This is a genomic window from Sinorhizobium sp. 8-89 (genome assembly GCF_030124325.1).
Lineage (GTDB): Bacteria > Pseudomonadota > Alphaproteobacteria > Rhizobiales > Rhizobiaceae > Sinorhizobium.
This window is the reverse complement of record NZ_JASKLR010000019.1, coordinates 45534-63455: the sequence shown is the minus strand read 5'-3', so window position 1 is coordinate 63455 and position 17922 is coordinate 45534. Positions and strand designations below refer to the sequence as shown.

Sequence of the window (17922 nt, the reverse complement as noted above, 5' to 3'; positions counted from 1 at the left end):
TGCTCCCGCACTCTCCTACTCTGCCGCCTCCAGCTTGCCGCTGATGCGGCGCGATTGGCGGGCCTGCTCGTCGTAGTCGCGCTGCCAGTCGGACGGGCCGTTTGAGGGCGAGACCTGCACGGCGGTCACCTTGTATTCCGGGCAGTTGGTTGCCCAGTCGGAGAAGTCCGTCGTGATGACGTTGGCCTGCGTCGTCGGGTGATGAAAGGTGGTGTAGACCACGCCGGGTGCGACGCGGTCAGTGATCAGCGCCCTGAGCGTCGTCTCACCCGCACGGCTGGCAAGCCTGATCCAGTCGCCGTCGCGGATGCCGCGCTGCTCGGCATCGTGCGGATGGATTTCCAACCGGTCCTCGGCGTGCCAGACGACGTTCTCGGTACGCCGCGTCTGGGCGCCGACATTGTACTGGCTGAGAATGCGGCCGGTCGTCAGCAAGAGCGGGAAGCGCGGGCCGGTCTTCTCGTCGGTTGCCACATATTCGGTGCGGATGAACTTGCCCTTGCCGCGCACGAAACCGTCGACATGCATGATCGGCGAACCTTCGGGGTGCTTCTCGTTGCAAGGCCACTGCACCGAGCCCATCTTGTCGAGATAGTCGTAGGAGACCAGCGCGAAACTCGGTGTCGTCGCGGCGATCTCATCCATGATCTCGGACGGATGGCGATAATTCCAGCTAAGCCCCACCGCCTGGGCGAGCTTCTGCGTCACCTCCCAGTCGGCATAGCCGTTCTTGGGCGTCATGACCCGGCGAACGCGGTTGATGCGCCGCTCTGCGTTGGTGAAGGTGCCGTCCTTTTCGAGGAAGGTCGAGCCGGGCAGGAAGACATGAGCGTAGTTGGCCGTCTCGTTGAGGAACAGGTCGTGCACGACGACGCATTCCATCGCGGCGAGCCCGGCGGCCACATGCTTGGTATCCGGATCCGACTGCAGGATGTCCTCGCCCTGGATGTAGAGAGCCTTGAAAGTGCCCTCCACGGCGGCATCGAGCATGTTCGGAATGCGGAGACCCGGCTCGTTGTTGAGCGCCACGCCCCAGAGCTTTTCGAAAGTCTCGCGCGTCGCATCGTCGGAAATGTGCCGGTAGCCGGGCAGTTCATGTGGGAACGAGCCCATATCGCACGAGCCCTGCACGTTGTTCTGGCCGCGCAGCGGATTGACGCCCACGCCCGGCCGCCCGATGTTGCCGGTGACCATCGCCAGGTTCGCGATCGCCATCACCGTTGTCGAGCCCTGGCTGTGTTCGGTGACGCCGAGCCCGTAATAGATCGCGCCGTTGCCGCCGGTGGCGTAGAGACGGGCGGCGCCGCGGACCAGTTCCGCCGGAACGCCGGTGTAGGCTTCTGTCGCTTCCGGGCTATGGTAGGGTTCGGAGACGAAGGCTGCCCAGTCCTCGAATTCCGACCAATCGCAACGCTCGCGAATGAAGTCTTCGTTGGCGAGCCCCTCCGTGACGATGACATGCGCCAGCGCTGTCAGGATGGCGACGTTCGTGCCGGGCTTCAACGGCAGATGATAGGACGCCTCGACATGGGCCGAGCGCACGAGATCGATCCGACGCGGATCGATGACGATCAGCTTGGCGCCGTCGCGCAGCCGCTTCTTCAGTCGCGAGGCGAAGACCGGATGACCGTCCGTCGGATTGGCGCCGATGATGACGGCGACGTCCGTGTGCTCGACGCTGTCGAAATCCTGCGTGCCCGCCGAGGTGCCGAAGGCCTGGCCGAGGCCGTAGCCGGTCGGCGAATGGCAGACGCGGGCGCAGGTGTCGACATTGTTGTTGCCGAAGCCGGCACGCACCAGCTTCTGCACCAGATAAGTTTCCTCATTGGTGCAGCGCGACGAGGTGATGCCGCCGACGGAATCGCGGCCGTACTGGTATTGGATACGGCGGAACTCGGAGGCGACATGCGCGAACGCCTCTTCCCAGGTGACCTCACGCCAGGGGTCGGTGATCTTCTCGCGGATCATCGGATTGAGGATGCGGTCCTTATGGCTCGAGTAGCCATAGGCGAAACGTCCCTTGACGCAGGAATGGCCCCGGTTTGCCTGGCCGTCCTTCCACGGCACCATGCGTACCAGTTCCTCGCCGCGCATTTCCGCCTTAAAGGAGCAGCCGACGCCGCAATAGGCGCAGGTGGTCACGACCGAGTGCTCCGGCTGGCCGATCTCGATCACCGATTTCTCGGTGAGCGTCGCCGTCGGGCAGGCCTGGACGCAGGCGCCGCAGGAAACGCATTCGGACGAAACGAAATCCTCGTTCATGCCGGCCGCAACGCGCGAATCGAAGCCGCGTCCGCCGATCGTCAGCGCAAAGGTGCCCTGCACCTCTTCGCAGGCGCGGACACAGCGCGAGCAGACGATGCACTTGGCGGGATCATAGGTGAAATACGGGTTCGACTCGTCCTTCGGCGCCCATTTGAGGTTGATCTCGTCGCCATTGTTGCGCGCCTTGACGTGATTGGAACCGTCATAGCCGTAGCGCACGTCGCGCAGGCCCACGGCACCCGCCATGTCCTGCAGCTCGCAATCGCCGTTGGCGGCGCAGGTCAGGCAGTCGAGCGGGTGGTCGGAGATATAGAGCTCCATCACGCCGCGTCGGACATCCTTGAGACACTGCGTCTGGGTGGAAACGCTGATGCCCGGGGCGACCGGCGTCGTGCAGGAGGCCGGCATTCCGGCGCGGCCCTGGATTTCCACGAGACAGAGGCGGCAGGAGCCGAAGGCGTCCATCATGTCGGAGGCACAGAGCTTCGGCACCTCGATGCCCGCTTCCATCGCCGCGCGCATGATCGACGTGCCCTCCGGCACCGTGATCTCGCGCCCATCGATCGTCAGCGTCACCAGCTTTTCGGATTTCGAAGCAGGAGTGCCATAGTCGATTTCATGAATGAGAGACATTAATGGGCCTCCTGAGAAATTGCGTTCAGGGAGAGATCACCCCCCTCTGCCCTGCTGGGCATCTCCCCCACAAGGGGGGAGAACAGGTGGGGCACACTCTTCCCGCCTGTCGGAGCGTTCCGCCTATGCAAGCGGTTCTTTTGGAACGATCGGCTCGCCGCGAGTCGATCTCCCCCCTTGTGGGGGAGATGGCCGGCAGGCCAGAGGGGAGTGTACCTCGCCGCCATCATTCCGCAGCCTCCACTGCCGGAGCCGGTGAGAAATCCTCCGGGAAATGCGTCATCGCGCTCATCACTGGATAGGGCGTGAAGCCGCCAAGCGCGCAGAGCGAACCGAATTTCATCGTGTTGCAGAGATCGGCGAGCAGTTCGCGGTTCTTCTGCGGCTCGACGCCCGCCGCGATCTTGTCCGCGACCTCAACCCCGCGTGTCGAACCGATACGGCAGGGCGTGCACTTGCCGCAGCTTTCGACCGCACAGAACTCCATGGCGAAGCGTGCCTGCTTCAGCATGTCGACGGTGTCGTCGAAGACGACGATGCCGGCATGGCCGATGAGACCGTCCTTGGCCGCGAAGGCCTCGTAGTCGAACGGGGTGTCGAACAGCGCACGCGGGAAATAGGCGCCGAGCGGACCGCCGACCTGTACCGCCTTGACCGGACGGCCGCTGGCGGTGCCGCCACCGATGTGATCGACGATTTCGCCGAGCGGCAAGCCGAACGCCGTCTCGTAGAGGCCGCTGTGCTTGACGTTGCCGGCGATCTGGATCGGGATCGTCCCGCGCGACCGCCCCATGCCGAAGTCGCGGTAGAAGGCGGCGCCCTTGTCCAGGATGATCGGCACGGACGCGAGTGAGATGACGTTGTTGATGACGGTCGGACGGTCGAATAGGCCCATGTGCGCGGGAAGCGGCGGCTTGGCGCGAACGATACCGCGTTTGCCTTCGAGGCTGTTGAGGAGCGCCGTTTCCTCACCGCAGACATAGGCGCCGGCACCGGTGCGCACCTCCATGTCGAAAGCGCGGCCGGATCCGAGCACCGACGGGCCGAGCACGCCGGCGGCGCGGGCGATCGCGATCGCGTTCGTCATGACGGCGATCGCATGCGGATATTCGGAGCGCGTGTAGATATAACCCTTCGTCGCACCGGTGGCGATGCCGGCGATCGCCATGCCCTCGATCAACACGAAGGGGTCGCCCTCCATGATCATCCGGTCGGCGAAGGTGCCGCTGTCGCCCTCGTCGGCATTGCAGACGATGTATTTGCGCGGACCCGCCGCATCGAGAACGGTCTTCCACTTGATCCCGGTCGGGAAGCCGGCACCGCCGCGCCCGCGAAGTCCGCTCTCGGTGACTTCCGCGACGATTGCCGCGGGCTGCATGGCGACCGCTTTTTCGAGACCGCGCAGACCGCCATGGGCGCGATAGTCGTCGAGCGACAGCGGATCGATGATGCCGCAGCGGGCAAAGGTCAGCCGGGTCTGCTGTTTCAGGAACGGGATGTCCTCTGTCCTCCCGAGCGAAAGGGGGTGTTCGCCGCCGGACACAAGACCGGCATCGAGAAGCGAGGAGACGTCACCCGCCTTTACCGGCCCATAGGCCACACGGCCCCCGACGGTTTCGACTTCGACCAGCGGCTCCAGCCAGTGCATGCCGCGCGAACCGTTGCGGACGATGATGGCATCGAGTCCGCGCGCGGCGATCTCGTCCGCCATCGCCCTGGCCACCCGGTCGGCGCCAAGCGCAAGCGCTGCGGCATCCCGCGGAACGTAAATCTTCACGGTCATCGGCGTGCCTCCGCGACCAGCGCGTCGAGCCCGGCGTCATCGACCCGACCATGTACTTCGCCGTCGAGCATCGCCGACGGCGAGCAGGAACAGAGCCCGAGACAGTAGACAGGCTCAAGCGTTACGGCGCCGTCCGGCGTCGTCTCATGGAAATCGATCCCGAGCAGCGCCTTGGCGCGTTCGGCAAGCCGGTCTCCACCCATGGACTGGCAGGCTTCGGCGCGACAGAGCTTCAGCACATGGCGCCCGGCGGGATGATTGCGGAAGTCATGGTAGAAGGTGACGACACCATAGACTTCGGCGCGCGACAGATTGAGTTCGCGGGCAATCACCGGCAGGCACTCCTCAGGCACATAGCCGAACTCTTCCTGGATTTCATGCAGGATGGGAAGAAGTGGGCCTTCAAGCCCCTTGAGTTCGCCGACAATCGCCAGCGTTCGCTCGGTCACGTCTGCACGCGGCAGATGGATATTCACTAGGGGAGCCCTCCCGGCTCGCGGCGCGCTTCCCAAGGGGCCTTCGACCCACGGCAGCAGGCGCACCGAATGTCTCAAAAACGGTCTGGACGAGGATCGGAGCCTCTTCGCTCCTCGCCCACAGTCCCTAAGCTTCGCGCTTAAGGCCGGGAGGGTCAATAAGGCTGTCCCGTCGATCGATAGAAAAAATCTATCGACTCGCGTTGCGCTCGCCGAGAATGCGCGCCTCATGCAGCAGCGCCGACACCAGCGGTGTGAAGGGTTCCCGGTAGGTGGCAACCAGACCGACCGTGTGGCGGACATCCGGCTCAACGATTGGAATCATCCGGATATCTTCATGAAAACCGAATGATTTCGCGACGTTGAAAGGCATGATGCTGGCCCATCGGCCGGTGCGGACATGCGAGAAAAGCACGATCATCGAGTTCGATTCGAGCGTCGGAGCAGCAACGGCACCGGCCTCGGCAAAATGTTGATTGATGATGCGCCGATTCTGCATATCGGCCGTTAATAGACAAAGCCGAATGTTGCTAACTTCCTTCCAGGTCACGCTTTCGCGATCCGATAGCGGTGTGCCGGCGGCGGTAACGAGATGATATTGCTCGATTTGTAGCGGCACGCTGGTGACGCGACCAAGCGGCTCGTTCTCGAGATAGGTCAATCCGGCATCGATCTCGAGATTTTCGAGAAGCGCCAGTATCTGCAGCGAAGTGGTTGAGAGCACCGAAAATGTGACGTCCGGATGTTTCTCCTGGAATGGCGCCGTGATCATCGGCACCATTGAGAGCGTTGTCGGGATGGCTGCAAGCCGGATATGTCCCGACAGCCCCTTGCGCGCCGCCCGCATCTCCTCGCGCATGGTGCGGCTATCGCTGACGATGCGGCGCGCCCATTCGAGCACCCGCTGGCCTTCGGGCGTCAAGCCCTGGTAACGCGACCCGCGATTGACGAGCATGACGCCGAGCTGATCCTCGAGCTGGCGGATCGCCGCCGACAGCGTCGGTTGCGTCACGCCACATTCCTCCGCCGCCCTTCCGAAGTGTCGTTCGCGGGCGAGCGCGAGAAAGAACTCCAACTTGTCGATCATTCCTGGGCCTTTGAATCGCGATGATTGAGGTCGCCCCTAGCCTAGCCCTCTCCCCGCACCTAGCAGAGGGGCACTCGGCCAGTGCCTTTCCCCCCGCGGAAAAGGTGCCGGCAGGGGATGAGGGTACGTGGGCTGGGAACCGCGTATATTTTCCCTCGCCCCACTCTAGCAGATCAACTGACCGCCGTTCACCTCAAGCACCTGGCCGGTGATGTAGCCCGAAAGCGCATGCGACGCGAGGAAGAGATAGGCGGGGGCGCAATCCTCGGCGGTGCCGAGCCGCGCCAGCGGGATCGATTTGCGTGTCGCCTCCAGCTTCTCCGGCGACGAATAGCGCTCATGGAAATCCGTCGCGATCGTGCCGGGGGAGACGCAATTGACGCGAATGCCCTCTGGCGCCAGCTCGCGCGCCAGCGCCTTCGAATAGGTCGCGACGAAGGCCTTGGTGGCGGAATAAATCGATGAACCGGCGCTGCCGCCCGTCGACGCCGAGATCGACACGGTGTTGACGATCGCGGGATGCGTGCCCTTGCGCAAGAGCGGCAGCATTGCCCGCGTCATCTCGACGACCGACGTCTGATTGAGCTGCACGACAGTGCGATAGTCATCGTCGGTCAGGTCGGCGGCAGCAAAGCGCCCGACCATCGTACCGGCATTGTTGACGAGGACATCGATGCTGTCGAACCGCTCCCGCACGGCATCGGCGAGGCTTTCGACACCACCGGCGGCGAGAAAATCGGCGGCGTAAAGAAACGCCCTGCCCTCCGTCGCGGCCAATTCGAGAAAATCGTGATGTTCGCGGGCAATTGTTCTGCCCATGTGGACGAGGACACGCGCGCCGCAATCGAGGAATTGCCGCGCGACCTCCAGCCCAATACCCCGGCCACCGCCGGTCACCACCACGTTCGTGCCCTTGAACAAGGCCGGATGAAACATGCCTTCCCCCTCTGACCCACGATCCCCGACAGGGGCGGTCCGGATCACCAGCGCGATCAACATTTATAAAGTTGGAGCAGAATGCAGGAGAAAAAAGCGCCTGAACGTCTTTTCTCTCGCTCTGACAGGCCAACAAGCTCGTCTATCCGTCGCCGGAATGCAACACGGCGCGACGGCGATTGCCGCGAAATCGACGTCCTATGAAAACGCTGACTTCTGAAATTGCATGGCTTTCGTTTTTGCATATTATGAAAAAAAACGAAAACCAAGGGAGCCGAAATGTATCTCAGCGGGCGGCAAGCGGAAATTCTGGAACTGGCAAAAACAGAGGGGCGCGTGCTCGTCGAGGAACTCGCCCAGCGTTTTTCGGTGACTCCGCAAACGATCCGCAAGGATCTCAACGACCTATGCGATGCGAGGGTGCTGAACCGCATTCACGGCGGCGCCATCTTCCCGAGCGGCAAGGAGAACGTGAAATACGACGCGCGACGCCAGATCGCCGCGGGGGAAAAACAGGCGATTGGCCGCGCCGCCGCCGCCCTCATCCCCGACAACGCCTCGCTCTTCATCAATATCGGCACCACCACCGAAGCGGTCGGGGAAGCGCTGCTCGACCACAAGGAATTGATGGTCATTACCAACAACATCAATGTTGCCAATAGGTTGCGTGTATTCCCTTCGATCGAGGTGGTGATCGCCGGTGGCGTCGTGCGCGGCTCCGACGGCGGCATCGTCGGCGAGGCCGCCGTCGACTTCATCAAGCAGTTCAAGGTCGATTTCGCCGTCATCGGAGCCTCCGCGATCGACCACGACGGGGCGCTTCTCGATTTCGACTTTCGCGAGGTGAAAGTCGCCCAGGCGATCATTGCCAATGCGCGCCACGTGATCCTCGTTTCGGACTCCACGAAATTCGAGCGAACCGCACCGGTCAGGATCGGCCACATCTCCCAGGTCCAGACTTTCATCACCGACCGCTGCATCATTGAAAACGTTCGGCAAATATGTGCCGAACAGGACGTCCGGCTGATCGAGACCGACGCCTGACACGGGGCACATTTCCGGCGCGTGGGATTCGGGAAACATTCGTTTGACATTCGAAATGTTTTCGTTTTAACTGATTTCACTTTCGCAGTTGCATCAATTTGTGCGTTGCGGAATGCGGAGGGGAAATACAGTGTCAGAGCAGGCAATCTTCGACGTCTTCGTCATAGGCGGCGGCATCAATGGATGCGGCATTGCACGCGATGCCGTCGGTCGTGGCTATTCCGTCGCGCTGGCCGAAATGAAAGACTTCGCCTCCGGCACATCCTCCGGCTCCACCAAGCTTATCCACGGCGGCCTGCGCTACCTCGAATATTACGAGTTCCGCCTTGTCCGCGAGGCGCTGATGGAGCGCGAGGTATTGTGGGCGATGGCGCCGCACGTCATCTGGCCGATGCGCTTCGTACTGCCCTTCCACAAGGGCGGCTTGCGGCCCGCCTGGCTTATCCGCCTCGGCCTGTTCCTTTATGATCACATCGGCGGCCGCAAGCTTCTGCCCGCGACCCGTACGCTGGACATGACCCGCGACCCCGCGGGAGCGCCGCTGAAACGCCTGTTCACCAAGGCATTCGAGTATTCTGACGGCTGGGTCAACGATGCCCGTCTGGTCGTGCTGAACGCGCGCGATGCGGCCGATCGTGGCGCGCGGGTCATGCCGAGCACCCGGGTCGTCTCGGCGCGCCGAAAGGACGGCCACTGGACGATCGAGACGGAAAATATGGTGGCGGGCGGTCGCCAGAGCTTTCGCGCCCGCATGCTCGTCAACGCCACCGGCCCCTGGGTGGACCGGGTGCTTGCCGACACGATCGGCAAGAAGGACGTGCACAATGTCCGCCTTGTCCAGGGCAGCCATATCGTCGTGAAGAAGAAGTTCGAGGATCCGCGCGCCTATTTCTTCCAGAACCCGGACGGGCGTATCATCTTCGCCATTCCTTACGAGAACGATTTCACGCTGATCGGAACGACGGACCACGACTTCATTGGTGATCCCACCGGCGCGCGCATTAACGACGCCGAGATCGACTATCTCTGCAAGGCGGCGAGCGAGTATTTCACCGATCCTGTAACGCGCGACGACATCGTCTGGACCTATTCCGCGGTGCGCCCATTGTTCGACGACGGCGCCAGCAAGGCGCAGGAGGCAACCCGCGACTACGTGCTTCGCCTTGACGGAGAGCCCGGCCAGGCGCCGTTGCTGAACGTCTTCGGCGGCAAGCTCACGACCTACAGGCGCCTTGGCGAGTCGGCGCTCGAGAAAATCGGCGAGGCAATCGGCGTCAAGGGCAGCAAATGGACGGCCGGGTCGAGCCTGCCGGGTGGCGACTTCCCGGCTACCGGCTACGATGCCGAGGTTGCCAGCCTCAAGGCGCGCTATCCTTTTCTTGCCAATTCACATGCGCGCCGACTCGTGCGTCTCTACGGCACGCGGGCGGCCCGGCTTCTCGGCAAGGCCGCGAGCGAGGCCGATCTCGGACGGCGCTTCGGAGCAGACCTTTACGAAGCCGAAGTCAATTGGCTGATCGAGCAGGAATGGGCGCGGCGCGCGGAGGACGTGCTGTGGCGCCGCACGAAGCTGGGACTGAAGCTTTCGCCGGCGGAAGCCGCGGAACTGGAGGAATATATGCAGGGCGCTGCAAACGCTGCAGCCTAGATCATGATGATTTAGGTCGAAGCGACCCGAGCGGGACGCGGGCGGAAAACCGAGACACTTTTCCTCATCCCGCTCTGATATCCTGCAATTGACACTGCCGATGGCTGGGTGGAACACCGGAGAATTCAATGCTTGAAATGAAGAATATATCCAAGGTCGTGGGCGGGGAGACGCACATCCACCCGACCGACCTTGTGCTGGAGAGGGGGTCGCTCAACGTGCTGCTCGGCCCCACGCTCTCCGGCAAGACGTCGCTGATGCGGCTGATGGCCGGTCTCGACAAGCCTGCCTCCGGTTCGCTCCGCCTCGATGGTGCCGACGTCACCGGTCTGCCGGTGCAGCAGCGCTCGGTTGCAATGGTCTACCAGCAGTTCATCAACTATCCGGCGATGACGGTCTACGACAACATCGCCTCGCCGATGCGCATCAAGGGCGCCGATAACGCCACGGTCGATCAGGAAGTGCGCAAGGCGGCCGAACTCCTGAAGCTCACCCCTTATCTCGACCGCACCCCCTTGAACCTTTCGGGCGGTCAGCAGCAGCGCACCGCGCTTGCGCGCGCGATCGTCAAGAATGCCGATCTGGTGCTGCTCGACGAGCCGCTCGCCAACCTCGACTACAAGCTGCGCGAGGAACTGCGCGAGGAACTGCCGAAGATTTTCGCCGCCTCCGGTGCGATCTTCGTCTACGCGACGACGGAACCGTCCGAGGCACTGCTGCTCGGCGGCAACACCGCGACCTTGAGCGAGGGGCGCATCACCCAGTTCGGCCGCACCATCGATGTCTACCGCCGACCGGTCGATATCGTCACCGCGCGTACTTTTGCCGACCCGCCGCTGAACACGATCGAGCTTGTGAAAACCGGGGCGAGTTTTTCACTGGACGGCAAGCCAGTGCTTACCGTTCCAGCCCATCTTTCAGCCGTTCCCGATGGTCCCTGCACGGTTGCCTTCCAGCCGCACCACATTTCGTTCGATACGCCGAACGGAGGCGGCAACGCGCTTACCGTCAAGACGGCGATTTCCGAGATCGCGGGGTCGGAAAGCTTCATTCACGTCGGTTTCGCCGGCGCACGCTGGGTCATGCTCGCGCCCGGCGTTCACGACATCGAGCCGGACGCAATCCTCGAGGTCTTTGTCGACACCCGTCACCTGATGGCCTTCGGGCCGGACGGGCGGGCGATCGGCGGAACGGCCTGAGGAGGCGCTGGGAGGAAACCATGGCACGCATCAACCTAGAACATATCCGCCACGCCTACGGCGCCAAGCCGAAGTCGGAAGCCGACTACGCGCTGAGGGAAGTGCATCACGAGTGGAACGACGGCGGCGCCTATGCCCTGCTCGGCCCTTCCGGCTGCGGCAAGACCACGCTGCTCAACATCATTTCCGGCCTCATCAATCCGTCGGAAGGCCGCATCCTCTTCGATGGCCGGGACGTGACGCATTTTTCGACCCAGGAACGCAACATCGCCCAGGTGTTCCAGTTCCCGGTGATCTACGACACGATGACGGTCTACGACAATCTCGCATTCCCGCTTCGCAACCGGCACGTGCCGGAAGCCGAAGTCGACCGCCGCGTCAAGGAAATCATTGAGATGACCGGTCTCGGCGGCTGGGCGAAGAAGACCGCGCGCGGCTTGACCGCCGACCAGAAGCAAAAAATCTCGCTCGGCCGCGGCCTCGTTCGTTCCGATGTCAGCGCCATCCTCTTCGACGAACCGCTGACCGTCATCGATCCCGAAATGAAGTGGGTGCTACGCTCGCAGATCAAGCGGCTGCACAAGCAGTTCGGCTTCACCATGGTCTATGTGACCCATGACCAGACCGAGGCGCTCACCTTCGCCGACAAGGTCGTCGTCATGTATGACGGCCAGATCGTCCAGATCGGCACGCCGGCTGAACTTTTCGAACGGCCGCGGCACACCTTCGTCGGCTATTTCATCGGCTCGCCGGGCATGAACGTGCTGCCGGTAAAGATCGCCGGCAACACGGCCGCGATCGGCAACGAGAACATCGCGCTGAATTTCCTGCCGAAGATCAAGTCCGGCGCCAAAACCGAACTCGGCATCCGTCCGGAATTCGTCTCGCTCGGACGCGAAGGCATGCCGGTCGCAATCACCAAGGTCGAAGACATCGGCCGCCGCAAGATCGTCCGGGCGCGTTTCGCCGACCTGCCGATCTCGATCGTCCTCGACGAGGATGACGAAATCCCGGCCGAGCCACGTGTCGCCTTCGATGCGAAGGCTATCAATATCTACGCCGATTCCTGGCGCGTCGGAGAGGAGGCCTGACCCATGGAAAAGACCTGGAACAACAAGGCCTGGTTCATGGTCCTGCCGGTGCTGGTACTCGTCGCCTTCTCCGCGGTGATCCCGCTGATGACGGTCGTCAACTATTCGGTGCAGGACACTTTCGGCAACAACGAGTTCTTCTGGGCCGGCACCGACTGGTTCCTGGATGTGCTCGAATCCGACCGCTTCTGGGATGCGCTCACCCGCAACCTGATCTTCTCCGCTATCATTCTCGCGATCGAGATTCCGCTCGGCATCGTGATTGCGCTCAACATGCCCAAAAAGGGCATCGGCGTGCCGATCTGCCTCGTGCTTATGGCACTTCCGCTGCTGATCCCGTGGAACGTCGTCGGCACGATCTGGCAGGTCTTCGGCCGTGTCGATATCGGCCTCCTCGGGCGCACGCTCGCCTCGCTCGGCGTCAACTACAACTACGTGCAGAACCCGCTCGACGCCTGGGTGACGCTGATCATCATGGACGTCTGGCACTGGACGAGCCTCGTCGTGCTGCTCTGCTATGCCGGCCTCGTCTCGATCCCGGACGCCTACTACCAGGCGGCCAAGATCGACGGCGCTTCACGCTGGTCCGTCTTCCGCTACATCCAGCTTCCGAAAATGAAGCGCGTGCTGCTCATCGCCTTCCTGCTGCGCTTCATGGACAGTTTCATGATCTATACGGAACCCTTCGTCGTCACCGGCGGCGGTCCGGGCAATTCGACGACCTTCCTGTCGATCGACCTCGTCAAGATGGCCATTGGCCAGTTCGACCTCGGCCCGGCCGCAGCCCTCTCGATCATCTACTTCCTCATCATCCTGCTGCTCTCGTGGATCTTCTACACCGTGATGACCACCAGTGACGCGCAAGGCTGAGAAGGGAGGGAGGACATTATGAAAACTCAAACGCAACCGATATCGCAACGCCTCTCCTGGCTGGTGCCGACGATCTACATCATCTTCCTGCTGCTGCCGATCTATTGGCTCGTCAACATGAGCTTCAAGGAGACGAGCGAGATCCTCAGCACCTTTTCGCTGTGGCCGCAGAATCCGACGCTTCGCAACTACATGGTGATCTTCACCGATCCCTCCTGGTACAACGGCTACATCAACTCGATCACCTACGTGGTAATGAACACGGTGATCTCGGTCGCCGTGGCGCTACCGGCGGCCTATGCCTTTTCACGCTACCGCTTCCTCGGCGACAAGCATCTGTTCTTCTGGCTGCTGACGAACCGAATGGCGCCGCCGGCCGTCTTCGCGCTGCCCTTCTTCCAGCTCTATTCCGCCTTCGGCCTGATCGACACGCATATCGCGGTCGCGATCGCGCACTGCCTCTTCAACGTGCCGCTGGCGGTCTGGATCCTCGAAGGCTTCATGTCGGGCGTGCCGAAGGAGATCGACGAGACGGCCTATATCGACGGCTATTCCTTCCCGCGCTTCTTCGTGAAGATCTTCGTACCGCTGATTGCCTCCGGCATCGGCGTCGCCGCCTTCTTCTGCTTCATGTTCTCCTGGGTCGAACTGCTGATCGCCCGCACCCTGACGACGACCGACGCCAAGCCGATCGCCGCCACCATGACCCGCACCGTCTCGGCGTCCGGTCTCGACTGGGGTGTGCTTGCCGCCGCCGGCGTGCTGACGATCATCCCCGGCGCACTCGTGATCTATTTCGTTCGCAACTATATCGCCAAGGGCTTCGCCCTGGGGAGGGTCTGATGGAAACCGTCGCCACTCGCAAGAACCGCTGGCCCGTCGCACTTGTCGCCGTGCTTGTCGTCTATGCCGTAGTTGCGGGCCTGCTCGTTTCCGCCCTGCCGCTCAAGGACGGCCAGCGCGACTGGTTCGCCCCGCTGTTCCCCGGCGGCTGGATGGCTTGGTCCTTCCCGACCGCCATGTTCTTCCTGACGATCTTCGCGCTGCTGTCGCTGATGGCCGTCTGGGAATATGCCCGGCCCGGAGGCAATCCGAGGGTCGGCATCCTGCGCTTCGAAACGACGCGCGGCGACCGGCTCTTCGTCTCGCTGCTCGGATCCGCCTTCATTCAGCTCGGCTGGCTGGGGCTGGTCGGCACAAACCTCTGGTGGGCGGTCGCGCTCTCGGTGGTTTATGCCATCGGCGTCTTCCGCTACGTCTGAGAACGAAATGGGGGGCATCGAGATCGCGCCCCTCGCAACTGCAATGAACTGCAATCGCAAAACCCAAGGGAGGAAATTATGCGACGGCATCTTCTAACGACGACGGCAGCAATGCTGCTGGCTCTCACCGGCTCGGCCTATGCCGGCATGGATGAGGCAAAGGCATTCCTGGACAAGGAAATCGGCGACCTCTCGTCGCTCGATCGCGCGGCCCAGGAAGCGGAAATGCAGTGGTTCGTCGATGCGGCGAAGCCCTTTGCCGGCATGGAAATCAAGGTCGTCTCCGAAACGATCACCACTCATGAATATGAAGCGAAGACGCTCGCCAAGGCGTTCTCCGACATCACCGGCATCAAGATCACTCACGACCTGATCGGCGAAGGCGATGTCGTCGAAAAGCTGCAGACGCAGATGCAGTCGGGCGAGAACGTCTATGACGCCTACATCAACGATAGCGACCTGATCGGTACGCACTGGCGCTATCAGCAGGCCCGCAGCCTGACCGACTTCATGGCGAACGAGGGCAAGGACGTCACCAACCCGAACCTCGACATCGACGACTTCATCGGGAAGTCCTTCACCACGGCTCCGGACGGCAAGCTCTACCAGCTTCCCGACCAGCAGTTCGCGAACCTCTATTGGTTCCGCTACGACTGGTTCAACGATCCGAAGATCCAGGAGGAGTTCAAGGCCAAGTACGGCTACGACCTCGGCGTGCCGGTCAACTGGTCGGCCTATGAGGATATTGCCGAGTTCTTCACCGGTCGCGAGATCGACGGCAAGAAGGTCTATGGCCACATGGACTACGGCAAGAAGGACCCGTCGCTCGGCTGGCGCTTCACCGACGCCTGGCTGTCGATGGCCGGCAACGGCGACAAGGGCATCCCGAACGGCAAGCCGGTCGACGAATGGGGCATCAGGGTCGATGAGAACTCGCGTCCCGTCGGATCCTGCGTTGCACGCGGCGGTGACACCAACGGCCCGGCCTCCGTCTATGCCATCCAGAAGTATCTCGACTGGATGAAGGCCTATGCTCCGGCCGCTTCCCAGGGCATGACCTTCTCGGAATCCGGTCCGGTCCCATCGCAGGGTGAGATCGCGCAGCAGATGTTCACCTATACTGCGTTCACCGCCGACTTCGTGAAGCAAGGCCTGCCGGTGGTGAATGAGGACGGCACGCCGAAGTGGCGTTTTGCCCCGAGCCCGCACGGCGTCTACTGGAAGGACGGCATGAAGCTCGGCTATCAGGACGCCGGCTCCTGGACGCTTCTGAAGTCCACTCCGGACGACCGCGCCAAGGCCGCCTGGCTCTACGCGCAGTTCGTCACCTCCAAGACCGTGGACGTGAAGAAGAGCCATGTTGGCCTCACCTTCATCCGCCAATCGACACTCGATCATCCGAGCTTCACCGAGCGCGCACCGAAGCTCGGCGGTCTGATCGAGTTCTACCGTTCGCCGGCCCGCCTGCAGTGGTCGCCGACCGGCACGAACGTTCCTGACTATCCGAAACTGGCTCAGCTTTGGTGGCAGGCGATCGGTGACGCTTCTTCCGGCGCCAAGACGGCGCAGGAAGCCATGGACTCGCTTTGCGCCGAGCAGGAAAAGGTGCTGCAGCGCCTCGAACGCGCCGGCATCCAGGGCGACATCGGTCCGAAGCTCGCCGAAGAGCACGATCTCGAGTATTGGAACGCGGAGGCCGTCAAGGCCGGCAATCTCGCTCCGCAGCTGAAGGTCGAGAACGAAAAGGAAAAGCCGATCACCGTCAATTACGACGAACTGGTCAAGAGCTGGCAGACGAACTAAGTCTGACGGCAACGGCGCCGCCCGAAATTGGGCGGCGTCAAAATTACCGGAGATGCGGCGCCGGGGCTGGAAACAGCCCCGGTTCTTTTTTCAGTGCTCGCTAATGCAAGAAAGCGGAATGTGAGTGGCCAGGAAACGGCCAGCGCTGTGAACAAGGACAGCATCGACGGGCGATCGTGATTCGACAGTATTACCGCTGATCAAGCGAAAACTGTTTCCCCTTTTTCAATAAAGAAATGATTCGGCATCACTGCCATAGTTTGCCACCCCACGCCTTTAGACGTGGGAATACATGCAAAGGTATTGGAGGAGATTACCTTGGCAAACAATATTGAGGAAACTGTTTCGCATACGCGCCCGGAGGATGAGAATCTCGGTATCGGAGCCAATCTGGCCTACGGCCTGCAACACGTCCTGACGATGTATGGCGGCATCGTCGCGGTCCCATTGATCCTGGGTCAGGCGGCGGGCCTGAGTTCCAGCGACATCGGCCTGTTGATCACGGCATCTCTTTTCGCCGGCGGCCTTGCCACCATGCTGCAGACCCTCGGTCTGCCATTCTTCGGGAGCCGCTTGCCGCTGGTCCAGGGCGTTTCGTTCTCGGGCGTTGCGACGATGATAGCCATCTCCGGCAATGGTGGAATCGAGTCCGTGCTTGGTGCGGTCATGGCCGCGTCGCTGACCGGCCTGCTGATCACCCCGATCTTTTCGCGGATCACCCGCTTTTTCCCGCCCCTGGTCACAGGAATTGTGATCACCACAATCGGATTGACGCTGATGCCCGTTGCCGCGCGCTGGGCGATGGGGGGAGACAGCGCCTCACCGGATTTCGGCAGCCAGGCCAATATTCAGCTCGCCGCGGTGACGCTCATCATCGTGCTGCTGCTCAGCAAGCTTGGTAGCGCGTCGATCTCGAGACTCTCCATCCTGGTTGCGTTGATCATCGGCACCGTCATCGCCTTTTTCGCCGGCATGGCCGATTTCTCGCAGGTGACCGAGGGACCGTTCTTCGCACTCCCGACAATCTTCCACTTCGGCTATCCGACTTTCGAGATTGCTGCGATCATTTCGATGTTCATCGTCATCATGGTGACGCTGGTGGAGACCTCGGCCGATATTCTGGCCGTCGGCGAAATTATTGAGACGAAGGTGGATTCTCGCCGTCTCGGCGACGGCCTCAGGGCGGACATGCTGTCCAGCCTGATCGCTCCGATCTTCGGCTCGTTCACCCAGAGCGCCTTCGCCCAGAATGTCGGGCTCGTGGCGGTCACCGGCGTCAAAAGCCGCTATGTGGTGGCGACGGGAGGCATGTTCCTCGTGGCGCTCGGCCTGCTGCCGGTCATGGGCCGCATTGTCGCCGCGGTTCCGAGTGCCGTTCTTGGAGGCGCCGGTATCGTGCTTTTCGGCACCGTCGCGGCGAGCGGCATCCGTACCTTGTCGAAGGTCGACTATAACAACAACATGAACCTGGTCATTGTCGCCACCTCCATCGGGTTCGGTATGATCCCTATCGCATCACCCGGTTTCTACGAACATTTCCCGGCGTGGGTTGCAACGATCTTTCATTCCGGCATCAGCTCCGCCGCACTGATGGCGATCAGCCTCAATCTGCTCTTCAATCACCTCTCCGCCGGAAACTCCGACCAGCAATCGGTGTTCGTCGCCGGAATGGAGCGGACGCTCCGGTATCAGGACATCGCACGGCTGCACGACGGCGACTATTTTCTGAACGGCAAGCTTTATGACGCGAAGGGCATCGAAGTGCCCGTAATCGCTTCGGAAGCGCACTAATCCCCATTGCTGCAACGACACGTCCGTGGCGCCG

14 protein-coding genes are annotated in these 17922 nt (G+C 62.0%); 9 read left to right on the top strand and 5 right to left on the bottom strand.

Annotation, left to right across the window (positions count from 1 at the left end; genetic code table 11):
- Positions 1-15 precede the first annotated feature (15 nt).
- From fdhF to QN219_RS25815, 5 genes are all read right to left on the bottom strand, one after another.
- On the bottom strand, positions 16-2898 hold the full coding sequence (fdhF, locus tag QN219_RS25835) for a formate dehydrogenase subunit alpha (protein ID WP_284002972.1): 2883 nt from the start codon (positions 2896-2898) through the stop codon (positions 16-18).
- A 226-nt stretch (positions 2899-3124) separates the two neighbouring features.
- Positions 3125-4681 (bottom strand): NADH-quinone oxidoreductase subunit NuoF, encoded by a 1557-nt coding sequence (locus QN219_RS25830; RefSeq protein ID WP_284002971.1) that lies wholly within the window; start codon positions 4679-4681, stop codon positions 3125-3127.
- Positions 4678-5157: a formate dehydrogenase subunit gamma gene (locus QN219_RS25825; RefSeq protein ID WP_284002970.1), complete on the bottom strand. Its 480-nt coding sequence runs from the start codon at positions 5155-5157 to the stop codon at positions 4678-4680. Before QN219_RS25825 ends, QN219_RS25830 begins: the two co-directional genes overlap by 4 nt.
- Positions 5158-5347: 190 nt before the next feature.
- The gene (locus tag QN219_RS25820; RefSeq protein ID WP_284002968.1) at positions 5348-6244 is read right to left on the bottom strand and encodes a LysR family transcriptional regulator; all 897 of its coding nucleotides are present in this window, start codon (positions 6242-6244) and stop codon (positions 5348-5350) included.
- A gap of 165 nt (positions 6245-6409) precedes the next feature.
- Positions 6410-7180: an SDR family oxidoreductase gene (locus QN219_RS25815; RefSeq protein WP_284002967.1), complete on the bottom strand. Its 771-nt coding sequence runs from the start codon at positions 7178-7180 to the stop codon at positions 6410-6412.
- 279 nt (positions 7181-7459) lie between these two features.
- Here QN219_RS25815 and QN219_RS25810 point away from each other — a divergent pair, with 279 nt between their 5' ends.
- The 9 genes from QN219_RS25810 to QN219_RS25770 all read left to right on the top strand — a co-directional run bounded on the left by QN219_RS25810 (position 7460) and on the right by QN219_RS25770 (position 17888).
- A complete protein-coding gene (locus QN219_RS25810) occupies positions 7460-8224 on the top strand; it encodes a DeoR/GlpR family DNA-binding transcription regulator (RefSeq protein ID WP_284002966.1) in 765 nt (254 codons plus the stop codon).
- A 130-nt stretch (positions 8225-8354) separates the two neighbouring features.
- Entirely contained in the window at positions 8355-9872 is a 1518-nt protein-coding gene (gene glpD, locus QN219_RS25805) for a glycerol-3-phosphate dehydrogenase (RefSeq protein WP_284002965.1), read from the top strand.
- 128 nt (positions 9873-10000) lie between these two features.
- Positions 10001-11071, top strand: a complete 1071-nt coding sequence (locus tag QN219_RS25800; RefSeq protein ID WP_284002963.1) for an ABC transporter ATP-binding protein — start codon at positions 10001-10003, stop codon at positions 11069-11071.
- Between the two features lie 20 nt (positions 11072-11091).
- Positions 11092-12162, top strand: coding sequence for an ABC transporter ATP-binding protein (locus QN219_RS25795; protein WP_284002960.1), 1071 nt, complete (start codon positions 11092-11094; stop codon positions 12160-12162).
- A 3-nt stretch (positions 12163-12165) separates the two neighbouring features.
- Entirely contained in the window at positions 12166-13032 is an 867-nt protein-coding gene (locus tag QN219_RS25790; protein ID WP_284002958.1) for a sugar ABC transporter permease, read from the top strand.
- Between the two features lie 18 nt (positions 13033-13050).
- Complete coding sequence (locus tag QN219_RS25785; RefSeq protein WP_284002957.1) at positions 13051-13875, top strand: carbohydrate ABC transporter permease; 825 nt, start codon at positions 13051-13053, stop codon at positions 13873-13875.
- Positions 13875-14294: a DUF2160 domain-containing protein gene (locus tag QN219_RS25780; protein ID WP_284002956.1), complete on the top strand. Its 420-nt coding sequence runs from the start codon at positions 13875-13877 to the stop codon at positions 14292-14294. The genes QN219_RS25785 and QN219_RS25780 overlap by 1 nt, the downstream gene beginning before the upstream one ends.
- A 78-nt stretch (positions 14295-14372) precedes the next feature.
- Entirely contained in the window at positions 14373-16097 is a 1725-nt protein-coding gene (locus QN219_RS25775) for an ABC transporter substrate-binding protein (RefSeq protein ID WP_173508860.1), read from the top strand.
- Between the two features lie 318 nt (positions 16098-16415).
- On the top strand, positions 16416-17888 hold the full coding sequence (locus tag QN219_RS25770; RefSeq protein ID WP_284002955.1) for a nucleobase:cation symporter-2 family protein: 1473 nt from the start codon (positions 16416-16418) through the stop codon (positions 17886-17888).
- Positions 17889-17922 lie beyond the last annotated feature (34 nt).